Origin of the sequence: Aquimarina discodermiae (assembly GCF_040786235.1) — a bacterium.
In the GTDB taxonomy this organism is placed as follows: domain Bacteria; phylum Bacteroidota; class Bacteroidia; order Flavobacteriales; family Flavobacteriaceae; genus Aquimarina.
Genome location: NZ_JBFMKP010000005.1, coordinates 185,257 through 205,792, shown reverse-complemented (window position 1 = coordinate 205,792; position 20,536 = coordinate 185,257). Strand labels below are relative to the sequence as shown.

General features: G+C 32.6%; 23 protein-coding genes. 8 read left to right on the top strand and 15 right to left on the bottom strand.

Features of this window, described 5'->3' with window-relative positions:
- The 5 genes from ABW636_RS04895 to ABW636_RS04875 all read left to right on the top strand — a co-directional run bounded on the left by ABW636_RS04895 (window position 1) and on the right by ABW636_RS04875 (window position 5,003).
- Window positions 1–567, top strand: a complete 567-nt coding sequence (locus ABW636_RS04895; protein WP_367588828.1) for a hypothetical protein — start codon at window positions 1–3, stop codon at window positions 565–567.
- Between the two features lie 93 nt (window positions 568–660).
- On the top strand, window positions 661–1,647 hold the full coding sequence (locus tag ABW636_RS04890) for a hypothetical protein (RefSeq protein ID WP_367588827.1): 987 nt from the start codon (window positions 661–663) through the stop codon (window positions 1,645–1,647).
- Complete coding sequence (locus ABW636_RS04885) at window positions 1,644–2,642, top strand: hypothetical protein (protein WP_367588826.1); 999 nt, start codon at window positions 1,644–1,646, stop codon at window positions 2,640–2,642. The genes ABW636_RS04890 and ABW636_RS04885 overlap by 4 nt, the downstream gene beginning before the upstream one ends.
- A gap of 15 nt (window positions 2,643–2,657) precedes the next feature.
- Complete coding sequence (locus ABW636_RS04880; RefSeq protein ID WP_367588825.1) at window positions 2,658–4,376, top strand: PASTA domain-containing protein; 1,719 nt, start codon at window positions 2,658–2,660, stop codon at window positions 4,374–4,376.
- A gap of 6 nt (window positions 4,377–4,382) precedes the next feature.
- Complete coding sequence (locus ABW636_RS04875; protein ID WP_367588824.1) at window positions 4,383–5,003, top strand: PASTA domain-containing protein; 621 nt, start codon at window positions 4,383–4,385, stop codon at window positions 5,001–5,003.
- A gap of 197 nt (window positions 5,004–5,200) precedes the next feature.
- Here ABW636_RS04875 and rlmF read toward each other — a convergent pair whose 3' ends face one another.
- Window positions 5,201–6,055, bottom strand: a complete 855-nt coding sequence (rlmF, locus tag ABW636_RS04870; protein WP_367588823.1) for a 23S rRNA (adenine(1618)-N(6))-methyltransferase RlmF — start codon at window positions 6,053–6,055, stop codon at window positions 5,201–5,203.
- Between the two features lie 484 nt (window positions 6,056–6,539).
- Here rlmF and ABW636_RS04865 point away from each other — a divergent pair, with 484 nt between their 5' ends.
- The gene (locus ABW636_RS04865; protein ID WP_367588822.1) at window positions 6,540–6,989 is read left to right on the top strand and encodes a hypothetical protein; all 450 of its coding nucleotides are present in this window, start codon (window positions 6,540–6,542) and stop codon (window positions 6,987–6,989) included.
- Window positions 6,990–7,276: 287 nt separating this feature from the next.
- Here the strand turns inward: ABW636_RS04865 and ABW636_RS04860 are convergent, their stop codons facing one another.
- The 10 genes from ABW636_RS04860 to ABW636_RS04815 form a co-directional block, all read right to left on the bottom strand.
- Window positions 7,277–7,699 carry a hypothetical protein gene (locus ABW636_RS04860; protein WP_367588821.1) on the bottom strand — a complete coding sequence of 141 codons (423 nt, stop codon included), beginning with the start codon at window positions 7,697–7,699 and terminating at the stop codon, window positions 7,277–7,279.
- Window positions 7,700–7,859: 160 nt separating this feature from the next.
- Window positions 7,860–8,543, bottom strand: coding sequence for a hypothetical protein (locus tag ABW636_RS04855; protein ID WP_367588820.1), 684 nt, complete (start codon window positions 8,541–8,543; stop codon window positions 7,860–7,862).
- Window positions 8,544–8,732: 189 nt separating this feature from the next.
- A complete protein-coding gene (locus ABW636_RS04850) occupies window positions 8,733–9,356 on the bottom strand; it encodes a hypothetical protein (protein WP_367588819.1) in 624 nt (207 codons plus the stop codon).
- Window positions 9,357–9,534: 178 nt separating this feature from the next.
- Window positions 9,535–10,161 (bottom strand): hypothetical protein, encoded by a 627-nt coding sequence (locus tag ABW636_RS04845; protein WP_367588818.1) that lies wholly within the window; start codon window positions 10,159–10,161, stop codon window positions 9,535–9,537.
- Window positions 10,162–10,527: 366 nt separating this feature from the next.
- On the bottom strand, window positions 10,528–10,797 hold the full coding sequence (locus ABW636_RS04840) for a hypothetical protein (RefSeq protein ID WP_367588817.1): 270 nt from the start codon (window positions 10,795–10,797) through the stop codon (window positions 10,528–10,530).
- A 7-nt stretch (window positions 10,798–10,804) separates the two neighbouring features.
- A complete protein-coding gene (locus ABW636_RS04835; protein ID WP_367588816.1) occupies window positions 10,805–11,347 on the bottom strand; it encodes a hypothetical protein in 543 nt (180 codons plus the stop codon).
- 608 nt (window positions 11,348–11,955) lie between these two features.
- Window positions 11,956–12,249: a hypothetical protein gene (locus ABW636_RS04830; protein WP_367588815.1), complete on the bottom strand. Its 294-nt coding sequence runs from the start codon at window positions 12,247–12,249 to the stop codon at window positions 11,956–11,958.
- Window positions 12,250–12,339: 90 nt separating this feature from the next.
- Window positions 12,340–12,792 carry an eCIS core domain-containing protein gene (locus tag ABW636_RS04825; protein ID WP_367588814.1) on the bottom strand — a complete coding sequence of 151 codons (453 nt, stop codon included), beginning with the start codon at window positions 12,790–12,792 and terminating at the stop codon, window positions 12,340–12,342.
- A gap of 7 nt (window positions 12,793–12,799) precedes the next feature.
- The gene (locus tag ABW636_RS04820) at window positions 12,800–13,312 is read right to left on the bottom strand and encodes a hypothetical protein (protein WP_367588813.1); all 513 of its coding nucleotides are present in this window, start codon (window positions 13,310–13,312) and stop codon (window positions 12,800–12,802) included.
- A 97-nt stretch (window positions 13,313–13,409) separates the two neighbouring features.
- Complete coding sequence (locus ABW636_RS04815; RefSeq protein ID WP_367588812.1) at window positions 13,410–14,018, bottom strand: hypothetical protein; 609 nt, start codon at window positions 14,016–14,018, stop codon at window positions 13,410–13,412.
- 881 nt (window positions 14,019–14,899) lie between these two features.
- On the opposite strand from ABW636_RS04815, the gene ABW636_RS04810 reads away from it, so the two are divergent.
- On the top strand, window positions 14,900–15,646 hold the full coding sequence (locus ABW636_RS04810; RefSeq protein WP_367588811.1) for a sensor histidine kinase: 747 nt from the start codon (window positions 14,900–14,902) through the stop codon (window positions 15,644–15,646).
- 1 nt (window position 15,647) lies between these two features.
- Entirely contained in the window at window positions 15,648–16,397 is a 750-nt protein-coding gene (locus ABW636_RS04805; protein ID WP_367588810.1) for a LytR/AlgR family response regulator transcription factor, read from the top strand.
- 48 nt (window positions 16,398–16,445) lie between these two features.
- Here ABW636_RS04805 and ABW636_RS04800 read toward each other — a convergent pair whose 3' ends face one another.
- From ABW636_RS04800 to ABW636_RS04785, 4 genes are all read right to left on the bottom strand, one after another.
- Window positions 16,446–17,015, bottom strand: coding sequence for an RNA polymerase sigma factor (locus ABW636_RS04800; protein ID WP_367588809.1), 570 nt, complete (start codon window positions 17,013–17,015; stop codon window positions 16,446–16,448).
- A gap of 206 nt (window positions 17,016–17,221) precedes the next feature.
- Window positions 17,222–17,890, bottom strand: coding sequence for a DNA-binding response regulator (locus ABW636_RS04795; RefSeq protein WP_367588808.1), 669 nt, complete (start codon window positions 17,888–17,890; stop codon window positions 17,222–17,224).
- Window positions 17,891–17,902: 12 nt separating this feature from the next.
- On the bottom strand, window positions 17,903–19,873 hold the full coding sequence (locus ABW636_RS04790; protein ID WP_367588807.1) for a sensor histidine kinase: 1,971 nt from the start codon (window positions 19,871–19,873) through the stop codon (window positions 17,903–17,905).
- Window positions 19,874–19,903: 30 nt separating this feature from the next.
- The gene (locus ABW636_RS04785; RefSeq protein ID WP_367588806.1) at window positions 19,904–20,059 is read right to left on the bottom strand and encodes a hypothetical protein; all 156 of its coding nucleotides are present in this window, start codon (window positions 20,057–20,059) and stop codon (window positions 19,904–19,906) included.
- Window positions 20,060–20,536: the final 477 nt, after the last annotated feature.

Below are 20,536 nucleotides of genomic sequence, written 5' to 3'. Positions count from 1 at the left end.
ATGAGTAGAAGTGTAGGAGCCGAATTATTAAACGCACCTTTCCCAGAATTTGTAGTACAATTAGGGAAAGGTATTGCAGAAGCACAGTACGAACTTGATAAAGTGTCTTTACGTATTACTCAGTTAATGGCTGGGTATGCAAATAATGCTACCGAAAATGACACCAGTGACGTTTTCAGTTTAAACAGTACAGACACAACAAATCCAAATGCGAATAAAGATCTTATTACATTAGATGACACAGGTAAAAGTTATACTCTCTTAGAGTTAGGTTTTACACCTACTTTCTATCAGTTTGTAGACACTGTATTAGAACTAAAAATGGCTGTTAGTATGTCGCAACAGTCTGTGTCTACTCGAAGTTCGAGTGAGAAAAAACTTAACTTTCGATTGTTTAGGGGGGCTAAAGTAGCATCCGTAAATGCCTCTTATTCTCAAAAATACCAATATTCTGTAGAAGGTAGCTCATTAATGAGAACAAAAATTGTAACAGTTCCACCACCAGCAAGACTGGAAGAAATTATTAGAGAAGTTGTTGCTTCAGAAGATCAAAATACTTCCACTTAAAACAAATAATAATGTTCCGTTTTAATTTATTTCGTTTACAAAGTATTAGTATGTGTAGAAGGTTGAAAAATAGTTAACAAAATACCATTTGTAATGGCCAAAAGTTGGAAAAAAATAGCCAGGCAAAAAGCAAAACAAGAAGAAAAGTTACCAAAGAATTCTTTGAACACGAATATCGATAAGGATAATGAAGAGGTAGCTACTATTCTAGATTCGCCTGCTACAACTCCAAAAGTAGATCCCTTAGCGTTAATGCAAGAGGTGTTACCTGAAAATGAGAAACTTCAACATTTATTAGAAGAAAGGAAATTATTAGAGCAAAAAATGATACAGCTCACACAGGGAGGAGGAAATGTTTTTGAAGGGTTGAGTAATCCAACAGTACCGTTACATAAAAACCAACGATATACAGGAGAGATTCCAAGCCATAATGAAAAGAAAAAACGGGAGCGTGTATGGGAATTGAAAAAAACAAAAGCTGTAGAAAAAAACAAAGAAAAAAAGAAAGCTCAACCTATAAATAAAGCTGTTAAACAGCATAAAAGGTTGCCTTTATCTATGCCAGAAAATATAGCTATAGATAAATCTTTATTTGATGTTTCGGCAGGAAAACCTACTTTAAATAAGAAGGTTTTAAATCCATTACAACTTATTAAGAAAGAAAAAGAAATGGTGGTAGAGTCCAACGAGAAAAGAAAGGCGGTTCCTAAAAAAGAAAAAGAAGAAGAGAAGAAAAAAATAAAATCAAAAAAATCGATAACGACCAAAGTTAAAAATAGAGAGATAGTACAAAAACCTTCACCAAAAAAAGAAGAATTTGTTACCAAGAAGATAGATAGATTTAGAGGTATAGGTACTGGGAAAACAGATGTTTCTAAGAAATTTAACGAACTGGTAAAGAAAAAGCTAAGAGTAGATGCGGGTAGTTTAGACGAATTGGAGAAGAAACAAGAACAATTACGAAAAATACTCAAGTTTAAACGATTAGAGAATATCAAAGAAGAACAGAAAGACGAAGCTAAAAGAAATAGGCTTCAGGAGAAAAGACGATCACAACGAAAAGATAACCGATTATTATGAGTAATACGATTTCAGAAAAAAATGCTTTTGCTCTAAAAGATATTTTAGTATCACTTGCCGACGGATTAAGTGATGCACAAGAAGAATTAAATAACCAGGCTCCCTTTGATGACTTAGGAAGACCTAATACCATCTATCAATTACCTTATTTAGATTTTAAATTGCAGGTAGTTACAGAGTTTGAACAAGAAGAGGTTATAGCAACAGAAAAAACGATGAAAGGAGCTTTACGTTTCACACCAGCGAAATCGATAAGCAATGATAGTGACAGAATAGGAATCTTTAGTACGATTTCAGGAAGATTTGTAGCTACCGTTCCTAACGAAGGGTTGCCAAAAACAGAATTAGAAGTAGATGTATCAGAAATTACCGGCACCGTGAATGGATTGTATTCTGTAAATGTAATTACAACTCTTCAAAATGCGGTTGGAGAACGTATAAGTAATAAAACAGTTTCTTTTAATGTAGATGAAACAGCAACACAGGAAATTAACGGAGATAAATTAGAAGCGATTTCTGAATTTTATTTTGATCCTGCTGAGATTAAAACCGATAAACAAGGAAATGCCAGCACAACCATAAAATTTTCTTTGGCACCAAAAACAGGAGTAGCAAATAACGATGATACAACTCAACCAGATAACTCTGACGATCCAACATCTAATGAGCAACCAAGTAATTCTTCTGATACGGCAGATACAAACAATATAACAGATAGTGCGTTAAGCGCACCACCAATACCAGTAACAAAACCATTACCTCAAAATGATAACGATGATACTTCTGAAATAGTTCCAATAAATGATACATTTGGAGCAAATTTTAGTAATGATAATTTAGATGAATTAATACTCCCAGAAGAAGATACTGATCATATCAATGTTTCAGAAAATGTAGTTCCTTTTTCAAGTACACCTGAATACGTTTTTATAGTATTCGAAGTAAGTTCTGATTTAGAATATAAAACCATTTCATTACAAATTCCCTTAACATAAAACGGTACAATAAGTATGAAACAAATTCATTTTAAGGGCAGTATCAGAAACCTTCAAAATCAGTTGATAAATTTAGAAGGTATAGCAATCGATTTTTTCGATAGTACTAAAAATAAATGGCTCCCAATTATAAAAGAAATTACTGTTACTAAAGGAGAAATAGAAGTCATATATAATATTTCTAAGAGAAGAACAGTCGATAAGAAAATTATAGAAGTCATAGAAAAAGGGCCTTTCCCTTCTTTTAGACTTTCATGGAATAAAAAACAAAAATTAACAAAAGTTTTTTGCGTTGGAGGAGCTGTAGAAATTAATTCAGAAAATGAAGCTACAGTTTATTTTGGAGAACTGTATCTTGTTGAGATACCTGGAAAACAAAAAAGTACTTCGGGAATAGATTTTCAGCAAGTAGCGATTCCAAAACTTGCAGCGTATGATGTTTTTTTCAAAGAGTTGATTTCCAAAACCAATACATCTGAAAGAGCACTAAATGTAAGACCTATTGAAGATGATAGTACAGATAACTTTGAAAGAAGATCTACAAGTTCAATCGGAGCTATACTTCCAGGTGGTGGTATTGGAGTTCCTGTTGACGATATAGGAGATGGCTCAGGAGGCGGAGGAGGAAATATTACAACGATTAATGCTTTAAATAAAATTATTGATGATTTAAGAAAGCAATTAAACACTAAGGATTTAGAAATAGGACGATTAAAACAAGATAATATAACGCTAAACAATCAAAATGATGCATTAGTTACTGAAAGGAATAACTTAGTTACACAGGGCACCCATTTAAGAAATGAGAAAATAAAGTTAGAGGCAGATGTTAAAAGATTGTATGAAGAGATAGCAAGAGTAGATAAAGTAATAGCGAAACTTAATGGAGAAATAAGTTCTAAAGATAGTCATATAAATAATCTTAATATTGAGATAAACAGTTTAAAAACGCAGATAGCTTCTAAAGATGTTCATATTGATAATCTTGATATTGAGATAGACAATTTAAACACACAGATAGCTTCTAAAGATATTCATATTGATAATCTTGATAAAGAAATTTTAGATCTCAAAAATGAAATCAAAACACTAGGTACAGAAAATAATGATTTAGAGCAAAAAACAGCCAACCTATCTCAGGAAAAAAATACTTTGATTATAGAAAAAGGAGTGTTAGAATCAGAACTAACTATCAAAGAACAGGAAATAGTAGTTTTAACTACAGAGAAGAATGAGCTGGAGTTAGAAATTGAACAATTAAATATCAGCCATCCAGGAGAAAGTAAAGCATTTAAAATAAATGATATTTATAGGCAGCTTGTAGAAGATGTAAATTTAGCATCTCTAGAATTAAAAGATGTTGGAAATTATCAATTAGGAAATGTTACGATAGACTTAAAAACACATATCCAAAACGACGATAAAGGATTAAAAGTCCAAACATTAGATAAAGATAGTGCGAAAGCTATCAATGAAGGAGCAGTAAGTAATGTAAAAATCAATATTGAGTCTACAAAAGCAATTCAAAACGTAGAGAAAGTATCTGTACCAGATTTTAGTGGATTAACAGAAAAGGCAGTGAAGAAAAAAGCATTACAATTTAATGTAAAGATTACCCCAATATATCAATACAATCAAACAGAGAGAATTGGAAGCGCTTTTATGCAGTTACCTAAACCAGGTGTAAGAGTATTACCATTAACCAAAGTGAAAGTATTTTTTGCTAAAAATTAAAAATAAATGTCCGATATAAAAACAAATTCAGATGTAAAAGAGCTCTTATCAGCTCCATTGGGAGAACTTATTTCTTCTATTGGACAAGGTGTTGCAGAAGCACAAAAAGCATTAGATGCAGCTTCACTATCACAAACTTTAGCGCTATATGATGAAGATAACCCTAATGAAGTATTAAAACAACTAAGAGAAATAGGGTATCAACCTACATTTTATACCATACCAGAAACAGAAGTTGAAGCAAAAGTTTCACTAGCGTTGTCCTCACAAAAAATCGATTATGAAAGTAGTAAAAATCATAATTCGTCACGTATGTATGCTACTCCAGTAAATGCTTCTTCCAGTAATAAATATAACATCAATGGTGTAGCAAGCGCTACACTTAAATTTAAAATCGTTCCTGTACCCCCCAATAGTGCGATCGAAGACTTAAGAGTAATACCTAATCTTATAGATAAACCTGCCCAGGAAGTATTAGAAATACTTAAACGACTGGATATTGCTTATAGAATTACCAATGATATTTCTGAAGAAAATTTAGATGGGTTTTTAGTAAAAAAACAAGATCCGATTCCTGGGTCGATCTCAAAAAAGTATGATATGGTTGATTTAGAGCTGTATAAATAAACAATACTAGTTCTTACTTAACTCGTGATAACTATTAAATGATAAAAGTCATCGAATTAAGTGATTTTTCCGAATGGAATAAAATAAAAATTGTGTTAAAATTATACTTTTAAGGACATTACCGACACCTCCCCTGCGCTAAAGTGCAGGGGGGTCTTTTAACAGGGACAATAGTCCATAAATCTATTGTTAAAACGCTACTCAAATCGCCAGGCAACAAATCTACTTTGTTTATTACCCCGTGCCATTTCAATAGTTTTATGTATCGCTTTTAACTTATCTAATTGTTTATAAATTTTGGTCAAATTTTCTTTTTTAGACACCAAAGAAGTAAACCAACCTACCTGACTCCTAAAAGCCACACTTTGCTTAATCATTCGTTTAATGAATAATGCTTCTCCCCCATTACACCATAATTCATTGGCCTGACCACCAAAATTAAGCTCTAATGATTCTGAAAGTTGAAGGTTTTTAAGTTTCCGCATAGTACCTTTAGAAGCAATTTCTTTTGAAGCATGAAACGGTGGATTACACATGGTAAAATTATAGTATTCTTGAGGAGTAATGATACCTTCAAAAATATTGGCATTATTCTTTTGTTCTCGAATCTCTATCTTAGTTTGTAAACTCTTTGTGGCTTTTACATTTGCTCGTGCAGAAGTAACCGCAGTGTTATTGATATCTGCTCCAACCATATCCCAACCATAAATTTGAGCCCCCAGGATTGGATAGATACAATTGGCACCTACCCCAATGTCTATACCTCGTATTTGGGAAGTATCTTTACTATTAATTAAATCGGCAATATGATGGATATAATCTGCCCGACCCGGAATTGGAGGGCATAAGTACCCTTTCGGAATATTCCAATCTTCCAATTTATAATGATACTTTAAAATTGCCTTATTTAATTGTAATACCGCATCTGTATTTGCAAAATCAATACTTTTTCTACCAATTGAGTTCTCTGTAACATACGTTGCCAATTCTGGATGGGTACTACTTAAAGCTTCAAAATTGTAAGGAGTATTATGAGTATTATTTGGATGCAAAATATAATCTAATTAGGTAATTCGATGGTAAAGATAAAGACACTTTTTGAGTTAACAATTCTTGAAAAGGTTTTCACCATACATTTGATGAATTTAAAGAAACATGAGTACGATCATGGTCTACTTTTCAAAGTTTAACGATCTATCAAAAAAGACCTCCTTTTCTAATTGTAAAAAAACCTGTTTATGAGAAATCGTTTTAAGGATTTTGATAGCTTAAAAAGTGTTATTTTTTTTCAAAAAAAAACCACTCTTAACAGATAAATCACAACTCATAACCTATTTAAAAATAAAACATTACCTCTTTACTCAATAGTTCTTCTTTTACTATATTACAAGTATTATTAGAAGTATTTAACATTTATTTATCACTAGGTACAAACATCTGATTCATAAATATTTTGTTACTTTTGTCTACTTTATCTGAACTATGAATTAGTGGTCATTTTATGAAGGGATAAAATACCATATAGATATACGTACTATGGGATATATAAAGGATTCTTCTTTTTACAAAGACGCCATACATGAATTAAACTATCCGTGTGGTAATTTTTATCTATTCGAATCTTTTGTCATAGGAGAGATTAACGAAGGAGTAGTGTATTCTTGGGATGATCACGCTAAGGAAATGGCAGAAGAAATATCGCATTTATACGATTATAATGGCGAAAATATTATGTACATATCTAACCGCGTAAATTCTTATTCTGTAAAACCTCTGGATTGGATTAAGTTTTTTAAAAACAATTACAAACTCAAAGGGTATTCTATTGTTAGTTACTCTCAAAAAGGACTTCTTACGTCTTTGGTTGAAAAACTCTTTTTTAAAGATAATTTTCAGAGTTTTGATAACCTGGAAGATGCTATTGCCTGGGCAAAATGGCTTGCAAAAGAAATTGACATCGATCAGGAAGAATTAGAAAACGTTTAGTTTCTGATTATAACCTCATCATCAGTATACAAATCCCTCTTTAGAAACTCTTTCTGATTCATCATTACATTTATATTTAGAATTTGGTCAACCCTCTTCGAATATATTGAAGTTAGAGAGTTATACAGTCCTAAGTAGCTCTAATTACATCATAAATTAGTTTAAGAAAGTATTTAATGGTCATGACCAATTTCTATAAACAGGCTTAGCACCGCGAGCTTAATCAAATGTATGTTTTCTAAAGAGGGATACTTAAAATCTTGTTTCACAAATAATTAACATTGACATCAATCTTTGTTACGCTGAAAAATGGTAGTCACAGTAGCAGATAAAAAAGCCAAGAATGCACCAAGAACAATATTAAATGATTGAGATGCCAGTCGTTGCATCTCATCTGCTTCGGCCTCTGCCTCATTAATCAAATCATTAATCGTAGCTCTAAGAATGTCTTCGTACAATACAACATCAACTCTATTCCCATATTTGTCAATTATTTTAAAATATTTTTCTACCGTTTGTTCAGGGTCATTAAAAGCCATAGGCCAAAAAGCAATATAACCGATATAACTAAATACCATAGTATATACAATCATGACAACAAACCATACCTTATAATTCCTAAATGTTCTTCTGTCATTTCTATCATTTACCCCGGCAGATCCCTTATCATGAATATCCCGATGCTCATGTTTATTAATTTCTTCTTGCATAACTACCTCAATATTGATAAATATTACAGTCTGTTTATCTTATAAAGTATAGACAACCTATAAAACTTGTTTAGTTACAATTGGTACTCTTCTACCAGAATTATGAAACAAATTAAAGTCACCCATATCATTGTCATAATCATATTTGCTAATCTTTGGTTTATTGTTCTGGAGTCTTTTCTTGATCCTCTTGTTGCGTGCCTTCCAATGTTTCTTGCTGAGCATCCTCGTTTTCTTCTTCCTGAGGCTCGTTTTCTTCTGTCAATACATCTTTATTTGGCTCTTCTTCTTTTTCCAGAGATTCTATTTTTGCGTTCTCTTCTGCATCCGGCTTCTGGTTTTGTTCTTGGGAGACTTCTTCACTAGGTTTCTCCGTTTCCACTACTTCTGAAGTTGCTACCTGAGTCCTTTCTTTTTCTTCTTTAGAATCCGCTTTCGCTATTGGTTTAGATATTTCCTCAGGAACCTCTTCTACTTCTAATGTTTTTAAGTAAAATATACCTAATAAGCTATGGGTTCTTTCTCGATTCGTTCCATACTGAAGGGCAAACAAAAATGTATTATGTTCGGCAGTAAAAACACCTTCTGTAGCAGTAATATTTCTCAAAGAAATAGTTCCTTCTACAAAACTTCCTGAACTATGAAGAAATTCTATGGTGCATTTTTCTTCATTAAAGGGATACACAGGGCTTTCTTTATCCGATTCACCTGTTTCCGAATTTACTACAACAATGCAACTAATATCTTTTTGGTCAACAATGGTAAACTCGAGTGCAAATAAATGTTTTTTCTCATCTGCTATTCCAGATGCTGTGAGGTACAATACTCTTTTTTCTTTTTTCATTATTCTTGGTTGTTTTGTTAATAATTCTGCTACTTGATAATTATTAGAATAAGGAAGTCAACCGCTTCCTTATTCCTCTAAATTAAGTTACCTTTTTATGCACTGTATCTATGGTTGACAGCATCAAAAGGGGAAAGAAAATCAGGGGCTTTGCCACTAAAAACCTTTAATGAGTTCGCACATCATATTCTATTCGTAAACAACATTTTCTAACGAAAACTGAAATTTGGTAGCATTTACTCCTGTACCTCCTCCTGTCATTACGATATCTGCCGATTTAAGGCCTAATAATCCTAATTCGGTATTAATATCAGACATTACCGCAGAATTCATGATCTCTCCTTCTTCTATTTGGGAAACTACACCAACCCACAGTGTAGGCTTAAATTGAAAAACAGCTTTCTGACTTGGAGACACTCCTGTTTTTACTGCTAATAATTTACCTGATTTGTAAATTTTGGCATCGATCGAACCTTTTATCAAATCGTTTCTAAGTTGTACTTCTTTTCTACTGGTCCCTGGAGAATCATACGATAATTGATTTCCAGATTGATCTTCATACACATGAAATAATTGACCATTATTGGCAACAATTGGTTTGCTAATTTCGTTACCCCATGAATCACTAGCCGACACCTTCATTTCCATAGGATATTCGAACGGATGATGCCAACCGGTAGCACAATTTTTAATCACTTTCCAGGCCACTGATAACTCATCAAAATTGGTACCTACATTTTTTTGAAAAAATACAACTTCAGAGTTGTTCAAATCATTCGATTCATTGATGAAATTTAATTTTATGCTCGACATAATCTTTTATTATTTAATGTTTTCCTACTCTATTAAAGGCTTTTCGGTTTTCGCCATACTAAGGATAAATACACTTACCGAATTATGAATCGTTCTATATCTGATCAACACAATTTCAGATTAGAAACCTGATATCGCTATGTTATTTTACGACCATCGATCAGCAAGTTTATCCCTCTTATACATATACAATATTGTCTAAGTGAAATTGAAATTTGGATGCAGAAGTTCCTATTCCACCACCTGTCATTACAATATCAGCAGAGGCCACTCCTAAAAGCCCTAACTCTGTATTTACATCAGACATTATTGCAGAATTCATAATTTCTCCTTCTTCTATTTGAGAAACCACTCCTACCCAAAGCGTTGGCTTGATCTGAAAAACTGCTTTTTGACTTGGTGATACGCCTGTCTTTAAGGCTAGAAGCTTTCCTGATTTATAGATTTTCGCATCTATAGATCCCGACAACAAATCATTACGTAACTGCACTTCTGTTCTGCTGGTACCAGGAGACATATAGGCCAACTCATCTCCAGAAGGACCTTTGGTTACATGATATAGTTGACCATTACTGGCATCTAATGGGTTAATAATTTCATTTCCCCATGAATCGCTAGCACTTAATTGCATTTGCATAGGTAAAGTGAATTCATGATGCCAACCTGTGGCACAGTTTTTTATCACTTTCCAAGCCACAGACAATTCATCAAAATTGGTTCCCACATTCTTTTGAAAAAACACCACTTCAGAGTTATTCTGATCATTGGATTCGTTTACAAAGTTTAATTTTACATCGGTTGTCATATTTAATTTGCTTTTTAAATAATGTTTATATTTTTCTTACTCTGTTTCAGGCTTTTCAGATTCCGCCTTAGAATGATTCCTTTGTTAATAAAGAGAGATCAGATTAGCACAGAAAACCTCTGTAGGGTTAAGTCTCTATTATAAATCAAGGATTCATTTTTATTTAAAAGAAAACAATACGTGTCCATGACCAAATACCTTATTAGGTATCTAATCTATCCACAAATTGATATTTACTTATTGAAATTTGGTTACCTCGAAATGGGTAAAATGATTCTCAAAAGAAAGTTGTTGGCTTAGGTTCGTCTTCTAAAGAATTATGATAATTGATAATCTTTTGTTATAGGTTTTAAGTGCACTATTGTATCACCTATGTAAAGACTTGGCCATCGCTACGATATCAGTTCCTAAATCCCATAGCTTTGCAAATTGCATATTATCTTGAGCAGCTTTTTCTAAGGTTTGCGTTAAATCGTTCAACTCTGAGTCTGATATAAAGGTTTCTTCTGGTAATCCCATGTGTTTTGGCATCTCCAAATTAAATGGGTTCGAAATGTCATCATTAAGCTCTTTTGCTGCTCTAAGCAGTTGCGTAAAAGCTTCTATATATTTTTGCTGTGGTGTTTTATCATTCATAATACAATTACAGTTTATTTGTTGTATTACCTTTTTTGGCAATTATATTCTTAGGTGAAGCTTTTTTTAAAGGAATTAAGGCATTAGTTTTTAATACTTCTCTATATAACCTTTTTTGAGCTTGATTAAGCTCTAATAATGATTTACTCATATTATAATTAGTGGCGCTTAGCTCCTTTAGTTTCTTCCAGTTTTTGGTATCGCTATAACGATCAATTAGGGATACTCGAATTTTGTCTATTATTTTTATAGCGCTATCAAATTGTGTTTCGATACGAATAAAATCTTCTTTTTTTAGCACTTGTATTGTATCCTTCGAATTAGTGAGTGTTCTAGCTGCCTTATTTATTTCGATCTCTTTGATATAGGTTAACTTTTCTAATCGCTCTGCGTGCCAGTTGCTTACCAACTCATTAACACTGCGTTGATGTCTTTTATGTAAAAAATCAATTCCCTCTTTCTCTTTTTCTATGGCTATTAAAAATTCTGTAGGAATCGTAGCACAACTTGTTACTGCAAGCAGGCTTATGGTTATTAGTTTTAGTTTCATACTTTTTGTTGTTAATTTCAATCCCAAATTATTTGGGTTATTGTTATGTCAAATAAGATGATTTATTAGTTATTTGTTTAAAGAGATTTTTAAGGTTTTCAAAATTATTTTTTATTCCTTCTTTTGTCTGTTTGAAATTATCATTAACCATAATATTTTTTTTTAATATCCAACTACAAATCAAATATATAAGCCTAACACTCTTGTTTCTTTACGTACTACTTGTACACCAAATTTCTATTGCATCGCAACATTACCCGCCCAATCTTCTCTTCTGGATATGGAGCATTTTGTATTGTATAGTGTTTGGACATCCGAACAATTTTCTACACAGGTATAACATACATCATCTATATCGACATGGTTGCAGGTTATAATGTTTTGACCTGTTACCAAATTCTTATAAAAACACACATTTGTTTGCTGTGGTTCATTGTCCTACTGCCCTATTCTTCTTCTTTAAGTATATTAGATTATCTTCTTTTATTACTTGTTCAATCAATTAATACTAGACCACCAGGCCTACCCTCCTGGTGGTCTTTGTTACTATACCCAACCCATGACAACTTGATATAGTAACGTCATTCATCACCCATTACTCATCTTTATTAAATTTCTGAGTATCCTGGTCCAGGGTCATTTGATAACTGATCAGCTTGATTGCTCATGCCTAATAAGTTTTGTGTTACAGGTGTTGGCCCCTCATAGTTTTGTGGCAAGCTATTATTGATATACTCTAGTGATCGTGCCAAGGCATCCTGATTAAATTGCTGGGAAACACCATGATCATGAGCTGAATATTGACGCTTGTACCTCTTTGACCAGTTGATTGCTCCATATGTAATTGTTACTCTACACCACATAGTTCTTAGTTTAAAATGGTTACTAATTATGACAAACATGTTTATATTGTTTATCACCAGCTGCTAAACCTTTTAGCAGTTTTTTTTATGAAATCACTATCAACATTTGATAGCTGTTGTTTTTTTTAATTAGTGAAGTCTTTTGTTACCAGGAAAGAGCGGAAATTTCTTTTTATGCTTTTTGTAGCGTTCCATTAATTGCTGAGCTTTTGCCCCCATCATATCAGCTTCAGCTTCCAATTCAATATCATCATTTATATGAAACTTTCCGTTAAGAATAAACAACGGAGCTACCCTTCCTTGCTTCTGTTGTACAATATGCCAGGCTTCATGAGGAAGGTATCTTTCTTGCCCCGGTGCCAGATATATTTCTGTACCTTGTGCATAGGCATGAGCCTGAATCAAAGCAGGTTTATCAGAATTATAATGTACGGTTACATCGTGCATGGACATTCCCGAAAGCTTTTCTATGCTTAACCTAAGTTCTCTTGGCAAACCTTTACTATCCGTTTTTCCTAACCATCTTTTTAGTTTGGCTCTGGAATCACTAACTATTTTTAGAATGCTACTTTTAATCTTCATATGCTTATTATTCTTTTACTAATTGTAATATTTTTCGATCATCAGGTTGCAATGCTATTGCCGATACATTAGTTAATTGGCCTCTTTTTAATCCGTACTCTAACCAAAAAACATTATCGGTATCAGGGTTTGCAGATGATAATAGGATATGATCAATTTTTGTGTTTTGTACCATCAGGATAAAAGCATCCATGAGAAGATTACCTAGTCCATTTTTGGTATAAGGTGGCAGTATGCTATTTTTGACCGTGATTACAGAACTATGTGTACCATCTAGTCTTTTTAAAGCAGCAAATTCATAGGTCAATGTACTGTTGATACTCTTATCTTTTATGTTACACAGGCTTATTGAGTTTTTATTGATCGCAAAACAATATCCAGACACTCCAATGGTAACTCCAGGAGTAATTACAGCTTTAAGAATATCCTCTTTACTAATTACAATTTCATATACCATTTCTGGTACCCGTTGGATAACCCAATGCGGCTCAAACTTTTTGAGAGTAGTTTTCTTACTCATTTTAATTTTTTCTTTTTTTATAAGCATTTGTAATCTTATTAAGTTGATTTATTAAATACACTACCTCATATTCAGGGGGCTAACAAAAACCGAACAACTACCTGTTTTTGAAATCATTAACATTGTTATCTGTAAAATCTGTTTCTTCTAATAGGGTGTAGGTAAAATTTTTGTAGCCCGATCTTTTACAGATAAGCATTAGAAAACTAAAATCTGATACCCTTTTAAATACCTGGCAACCTGCCGACCACTTTTCTACTATCGATGACTCTGTACGGGCATTACTACGATGAATATTAATTCCAAAAATTCCCTCGTATACCTTTCCTTCCTTATCCAATATGGTATCCCTTGTGTTATCTCTCCATACTTTTACCGGTTTGTGCTGTTTTAAAGCCTCATACTTACCCCGGTGCAATCCTATTCGATATGCATCCTTATATTGTCCTGGTACCAATATTGCAGTACCATTAATATTTGATGGGTTTTTTAGCCAGTAGGCGCCTGGATCTGTAGTAATAGGAAATTCATGAACCTCAGTATTTTGATTTTCATCCTTATAGATTAGGTATAACCAATCATCAAAAGAATTAGCAATTTCGTTAGTGCTTCGGATACCAATTATGTTTACAGCCCTATCATCATCCAAATACTGGTATTCTTTTTTTGCTAAAACGTCTCGTATCTGTTGTAATGTAAATTTCATTTATAGCCTTTATTTACTTGGTTTGTTGATCCAAATGTAGGCTAGGGTATACACGAAAATTGATAGAAATGACATAAGAAGCCTTATTGATGTCATAAGGCGTTATTTTGAGGTCATAAAGAATTGACAAAATCCATTAATGGTTCTCAAAAATTAATAATTCAAGTTTCCAACGTGTCAAAAAATGACAGTTATGAAAAAATAAAAGAATCCTTGTTTTTTATCCAAACCATTATATTTTCAATAATAAACATAACCAAATACATAATGTTAAATAATTACAAACGGGGAATTATACGCATGAATTCCCGTAATTATTTTCCTATTTTTGAGTAAGGAGTACTCGTACTACGATCAAAACCAACTTAAAAAAACGTAAAACACGACTAATAAATAACACTATTGAACAACTTTCCTGAAATCATATAAAGATTAAACTTCCTGCTAGTATTTGTTACTTGCCTTGTATTTAAATACTTAAACTTTGTTTAGAGCAATACTCTAAAAAAGTATAACACACTTATGGCAAGAAGGATAGAATGCATTATTGATTAATCATTCTACAAATTTTTGTAACTATCATATAATCATTGCAGATAAATTAAATAACCATGAAAATAAAACTCGACTTATAAAATGAGTAGTAAAAGATCTACTAGTAGAAAAACCAAAAGAAAACAAGAACATAAACGGAAGTGACCCCGGACAATAGTTCTTAGTCATATTCCATATAAAGTTAAAATGTGAGATTGTTTGGTATATGCATTTTTCACATTTTAAAGCTCTCATTTATAGAAAAATTAGGGTGCTCGAATACACTAGTATTCACCATCATATTTTTCTCTTTCATAACCATAGTAAACTTAATTTATCTACTCAACTTGTTAAAAAAAAATAAAACACTAACCAAAAAAAACAAACACCTACTGCAATCGAATCATACCAAAAATGAATTGCTGGCCATCGTTGCTCATGATCTTAGAACTCCTATGTATACTCTTAAAACCTTACATGAAGAACTCATCGAAACATTCTCTAAGGGGTATTTACAAAAATTGCAAAACCAACTTACAGGCGGTCTTTCAATTACTAGTAACACCTATCATTTTGTAAATAATTTACTGCATTGGGCATTGGCGCAAAATGATCAGTTTTTTTATACTTTAGAAAGCATTCATTTAAAATCTATTATTGATCAGGTAACCTACAATTTTGATGCTGCAACTCGGTTTAAAAACCTTACTCTTATCAATACTATACCCAAAGAAATTTTTGTAAAAGCCGACTTAAATACGCTTAAAATAATCTTTCACAATCTAATAGACAACGGTATAAAATACTCTCATACTATGGGAACAATAGATATTGCAGCTTTAATAAACAAAACATCCAACACTTGCGAACTAACGATAAAAGATCATGGAGTGGGTATGGATCAAGAAACCATACAGACAATTTTAAGTAGCGATAAAGTCGTAAAAGGAACACATAACAAAAAAAATAGTACCGGATTAGGATTACAGCTTTGTAAAAAGCTACTAGTCAAAAACAATGCTCAACTAACTATAGAAAGTAAAAAAAATCAAGGAACAATCATAAAAATTCACTTACCTATATACACCAATTAATATGTCAAAAATTCAAGTTTTAGTTATAGAAGATAATCACAACGAGGCTCAAAAAATAAAAACGTGTTTGGAAACAAACAACTTTGAAGTAACTGCGATTGCGCAGACCCTAAAAGAAGCTTTAGGGATCTATTATTCACAAAATATAGATATAGTAATCATTGATATTTTTTTGAATAATGTTCCCGATGGGATTGTATTCGCAGAAACAATTGTAAAGAATAAAACAACGCTTAGGCCTTTTCTTTTTCTTACTAGTTCGACCTCAAGAATTATTTTTGAGAATGCAAAAATTACAAATCCATACAGCTATCTGTTAAAACCATATAATGAGCTAGAGCTAAAATACGCCTTAGAGTTAGCTATAGAAAAATTTGCTGGCGAAGTAAATACTTTTGTAAAAGATGAGTATCCTTTTATTCACTATAATAAAAGCTTCTTTATCAAAAAAAACAATGTACTTGTTAAAGTTGAAGAAAGTGATATATTCTATATAACGGTAGAAGGAAGGTATTGTAATATTCATATCCAAAACGAAAATTTTACAGTACAGCTGTCTTTAAAACAAATGATGACAAAGATTTCATCTGCTAACTTCATAAGAGTACACAGAAATCATATTGTAAATCTTAAAAAAATACAACGCGTCTTTCTATCTGACAATCTTATTTTATTAGAAAACAACAAACATGTCAATATCAGTAAATCATATAAACAAGACCTTATAAATAATTATGAGATTTTGATCTAGGAATAGATATTCTAGAAGATAGCTATCAAAAAAACAGTTGCTACTATTTTAGCAAACAACTTTTAGTTCATCGTACATTGGGTCTTTTTCGATCATACTCAGTAATTGCCTTTTGGCTTCATACTTCTTTTTTCTTGCATAGTCTTCAGAATACCCTGTGATTTCTGAAATTTCTCTCATCGACCTTCCTTCAAAAAAAAGACCTAATATTCTTCTATTATTGGCACTAAGTTTCAGAAAATACTTTCGGTATAAGTGCTCTCGTTCCTGATTTTCGATCGTATTGATAACAGAATCATTGGCCTCTTCTTCAAAACGATGTTCTTTATCATCTAACAACAAATTTTTCTTTTTTCTTAATCGATTTCTCCAAAGATTTTTACAAATCCCATAAAAATACGTCCTTATCGGTACTCTTAGTTCTAAAATACCAGCTCTTAGTTTTTGATACAATACCACCAAAGCATCTTGAAAAATGTCTTCTACATCTTCTGAATTTCCATAATTACGAAGAATATACCCCTGTATATAACGTATGTTTTCCCTGTAAAAACAGGTTAGTATTCTTTCGTCTCCGTCAATGATTCCAGTTATGATGGTTTGATCGTCATGTATCATCTTAGCTCGCTAGTTAGTTTGTACCCTGTTCGTTTAATTTTTCGGTACAAACATATGCTGACTAAAACACATGTCCTTACAGATTTCTGTAATGAGCCTCTTTTTTTTCAAAAAAAATGTTAATCTCCCTCTTTTTACAGGAGTTATAGGATGAAATTATTTAAAAATAATGTTGAATTTACTAGTGAAAATAAATATTTGCAACACTATAATATCCCCAGGTCTTTTACGATGGCTACCAGATGTGTTGTATTTTTTGCCTTAAAACTATCAAAAAGCTTACTCACTCTTTTATCGATAGAGCTCTCACTGTTAGGCGTTATTTTTTGCTTTTTAAGTTTAGAACAAATTTCTTTTTTGGTAAACCCTTGCGCCAGTTCTTCTAACAAGATCATATCCAGATCGTCTAAATGGACCATCAAATTATCTGCCGAGGTATTGGTTAATTCTGGTGGGAAAACAGTATTGTTATTATACACCCCTTCTACACAAGCTATTAATTCTTTAACCGCATTCTGACCTTTACAGACATACCCATCTATTTTATGTTTGTCAAACAACATATTAATTTTATCGGGGCGGTTCTCTTGAGAATATACAATTACCTTGATATCTGTTTGTGTTTTTCTAACATCCTCTATCAATTCAATACCCGAAGTTCTGGTTTGCACTTTGTGATCTTCTCTAAAAGAAAGATCTGTTATTAATAATTGAAATGGCTGTTGCTCATTATATGCTTTTCTAAATTTTAAGTAAGCATCGTCACAATATTTTGCTTCATGAATGGTAGCTATACCTATCTCGTCGTTTAATATTCTGATAATACCTTGATTGGCAATTTCATAATCTTCTGCCACCAATACTTTCGTAAACATTTTACTAATTTTTTAATTAGGAATTTGTATCTCGGCTTTAAAACCTTTGTCTTTTTCTGCGTCAAAGATAAGGGTTCCTTCTATTGCCTGAATACGCTTTTCTGTATTGCGTAGTCCATTTTTTGATGTTATATGCTCCTTGACCATTCCTACCCCATTATCAGAATAGGTTATTTTTAAGGTATCTACTGCGTTCGAAAATACCAATTTTACCAAGCTAGCCTTGCTGTGTTTCTGCATATTGGTCATTAATTCTTGCAATACCCGATACACTGTAATTTTTACTGTTTTATCAAAATGGCTCCATGGTATATTCTTAAATCCAATTACGATTAATCGAATCCCATTTTTCGCATAATTTTCTAGCATATTATGCAGTTCTTCTGCATAAGTTTCTTCGGTATCAAACTCATTATTTTCTCGAGAAATGTCTCGTGCTTTGTTATAGGTACTATTTAGTTTTTCCTTAATATTTGGATCATGAGGATCATTTTGGTATTGCAACATTACCTGAAAAATGTCATTCCCTAATTCATCGTGCAAACGTTTAGAGATACGTGTTTCTGTTTCATAACTGGCCTGAAACTGTACTATTTTATTTTGCTGACTCAAATATTTGGTACGTTGTCTAAAAAAGTATACTGCAAAGCCAATACTAATAAGCAAGAGGAGTATCCCTAATAAGAAGATGGTATTTTGGTTACGTACTTTGGCAATTTTCCTGTTTTTTTCTTCGTTTTCTTTAAGCAGGTTTTCATTCTCGAAACGAGTGGGGGCATAAATCTCACGGGTCTTTTCTCTAAGTTGTATGAGTTTAAGACTCGCATCTTTAAAACATTGGTGATGCTCTAGAGATTCTGGGTCCAGTGCAGTGATATGGGTCAAGATCTCGATCAACGCCTCATAATCCCCCGAACCTTTTACATATTCATACGCTTCATAGGCGTGGTAGCGTGCTTTCTCAATATCTTTATATTTATAATAGCGAGAAATATCTACATTGGTTCGATAAATCCCAAACTCGTCTTCCTCCTCTTCACGAATGCGAAGCGCTTCTAAAAACATGTTTTCACTTTCTGGATTATCAGGGTTCTCTAGAAACTTGATATAGGCCAGATTACTAAGAATCATTGGATATCTTCTAGTATCTTCGGCAAATTCTTTATCGCTTAACACTGTTTTCAAGATAGCAATACTCTCTTGATACTTTTTTTGCTCTGATAAAATAGTTGCCCTGGTATTTTTAAAAATAGGAATGTTGGTAAGTCGAATATCATTTCTTGCAACAGAATCATTTAAAAGATGCATAATTTTATCATTCCACACCAACGCTTCTTTATAATTCTTAAGCTCATAAAAGGCAATAGAAATGTTTTGATATAAACCCGATATTAATCGATATTCTGATGAATTTTCGATATAGGTTAACCCATCGGTAGCGGTCGTTTTACTGGCGTTATAATCGCCTAAGATTCTTTGTACATTCGACATTGCCATCAAAGATTTGCCTGCATTGATGCTGTCTTTTATATTTCTACGAATTTTAAAAGACTGGTTTAAAAAATCAAATCCTTCTAAGGACTTATCTAAGCTTTTATTATAAATTCCCAACTTATAATATGCCCTACCTATAAGGATACTATCCTTATTTTTTGTAGCAATCTTCAATAAGATATTTGATTGTTCTATCGCTTTTTCTGTATCTCCATATTTATTGAGGAGTTTGGTTTGTAATATTAGCCCCTTGTATTGTAACGAATCTAAGCCCAACTCTTCAGAACCTTTTATAAATCTAGAAAGAGCTTCTAGTTTTTCCTCACTACCATTCGATTTATTAGAGGCAACATCATAATAAGTATTTAAAGAATCAAGGTGTTTTTGATGTTGTATAGAAAGATCATGACCATTATTATTTGTATCACAGGATACATAGATCAATAATATTATGAAAAGAGAGAGGGATGTAACAGTCCATTGTTTCATCCCTCAAAAGTACTAAATTAAACAGTTACTTTAGTCATCATCATCACCAACTCCATCCTGACCACCTCTACCAGCATGAATTTCGGTAGTAGGAGGGTCTGCGTCGGTAATATCATCGGGAGTACAAGCCGTGAAGTTGACAGATAAGAGTAGAACTAGTGCGAATATATATTTTAAGTTTTTCATTGTTGAATTGATTTTTTTGTTTTCCTTATTTGGGGTATGCCCATAGGTATCTAACCCCAGATCAGTATGTATCTACATACCAAGCACCTACGGGAAATGGTCCTTCAGTTTTTGGGAAAGTGTTATCCTATACAGTTTGTACTACCTTACTTTCCCCTTTGGGGTAGTGGCAAACTGTTGTTTGGATATATGGGATCGGTCTCCATATTTTCTACGCGAAGTCAGGTCAGTACCAACACTAGTAATTGGCACGAACGTATCCGGATTGTTGACCTATAGACTTCCTAGATTTCAAGAAAAAACACTCTTAAAAACCAAGTAGTTACCAAAAAGGCAGCTATCGATATAGAAAATATGAACTAGAGATGACCGTAATCATGTGATACCATTTATAATTTGAATTTATTGCAACAAAACACCCCTTTTTCCTTTCTATTTCATTATAAAATGAAACCGTAGCAAAGGCTATGCTTTAAT

Excerpts from the sequence above, each read along its gene's own strand:
- ABW636_RS04845 (WP_367588818.1), bottom strand. The coding sequence starts at position 10,161 with ATGACAACCGATGTAAAATTAAACTTTGTAAACGAATCCAATGATCAG.
- ABW636_RS04875 (WP_367588824.1), top strand. The coding sequence starts at position 4,383 with ATGTCCGATATAAAAACAAATTCAGATGTAAAAGAGCTCTTATCAGCT.
- ABW636_RS04880 (WP_367588825.1), top strand. The coding sequence starts at position 2,658 with ATGAAACAAATTCATTTTAAGGGCAGTATCAGAAACCTTCAAAATCAG.
- ABW636_RS04825 (WP_367588814.1), bottom strand. The coding sequence starts at position 12,792 with ATGAAGATTAAAAGTAGCATTCTAAAAATAGTTAGTGATTCCAGAGCC.
- ABW636_RS04830 (WP_367588815.1), bottom strand. The coding sequence starts at position 12,249 with ATGTTTGTCATAATTAGTAACCATTTTAAACTAAGAACTATGTGGTGT.
- ABW636_RS04850 (WP_367588819.1), bottom strand. The coding sequence starts at position 9,356 with ATGTCGAGCATAAAATTAAATTTCATCAATGAATCGAATGATTTGAAC.
- ABW636_RS04790 (WP_367588807.1), bottom strand. The coding sequence starts at position 19,873 with ATGAAACAATGGACTGTTACATCCCTCTCTCTTTTCATAATATTATTG.
- ABW636_RS04855 (WP_367588820.1), bottom strand. The coding sequence starts at position 8,543 with ATGAAAAAAGAAAAAAGAGTATTGTACCTCACAGCATCTGGAATAGCA.
- ABW636_RS04885 (WP_367588826.1), top strand. The coding sequence starts at position 1,644 with ATGAGTAATACGATTTCAGAAAAAAATGCTTTTGCTCTAAAAGATATT.
- ABW636_RS04800 (WP_367588809.1), bottom strand. The coding sequence starts at position 17,015 with ATGATACATGACGATCAAACCATCATAACTGGAATCATTGACGGAGAC.
- ABW636_RS04865 (WP_367588822.1), top strand. The coding sequence starts at position 6,540 with ATGGGATATATAAAGGATTCTTCTTTTTACAAAGACGCCATACATGAA.
- ABW636_RS04820 (WP_367588813.1), bottom strand. The coding sequence starts at position 13,312 with ATGAGTAAGAAAACTACTCTCAAAAAGTTTGAGCCGCATTGGGTTATC.
- ABW636_RS04840 (WP_367588817.1), bottom strand. The coding sequence starts at position 10,797 with ATGAATGATAAAACACCACAGCAAAAATATATAGAAGCTTTTACGCAA.
- ABW636_RS04835 (WP_367588816.1), bottom strand. The coding sequence starts at position 11,347 with ATGAAACTAAAACTAATAACCATAAGCCTGCTTGCAGTAACAAGTTGT.
- ABW636_RS04860 (WP_367588821.1), bottom strand. The coding sequence starts at position 7,699 with ATGCAAGAAGAAATTAATAAACATGAGCATCGGGATATTCATGATAAG.
- ABW636_RS04815 (WP_367588812.1), bottom strand. The coding sequence starts at position 14,018 with ATGAAATTTACATTACAACAGATACGAGACGTTTTAGCAAAAAAAGAA.
- ABW636_RS04890 (WP_367588827.1), top strand. The coding sequence starts at position 661 with ATGGCCAAAAGTTGGAAAAAAATAGCCAGGCAAAAAGCAAAACAAGAA.
- ABW636_RS04795 (WP_367588808.1), bottom strand. The coding sequence starts at position 17,890 with ATGTTTACGAAAGTATTGGTGGCAGAAGATTATGAAATTGCCAATCAA.
- ABW636_RS04785 (WP_367588806.1), bottom strand. The coding sequence starts at position 20,059 with ATGAAAAACTTAAAATATATATTCGCACTAGTTCTACTCTTATCTGTC.
- ABW636_RS04805 (WP_367588810.1), top strand. The coding sequence starts at position 15,648 with ATGTCAAAAATTCAAGTTTTAGTTATAGAAGATAATCACAACGAGGCT.
- ABW636_RS04895 (WP_367588828.1), top strand. The coding sequence starts at position 1 with ATGAGTAGAAGTGTAGGAGCCGAATTATTAAACGCACCTTTCCCAGAA.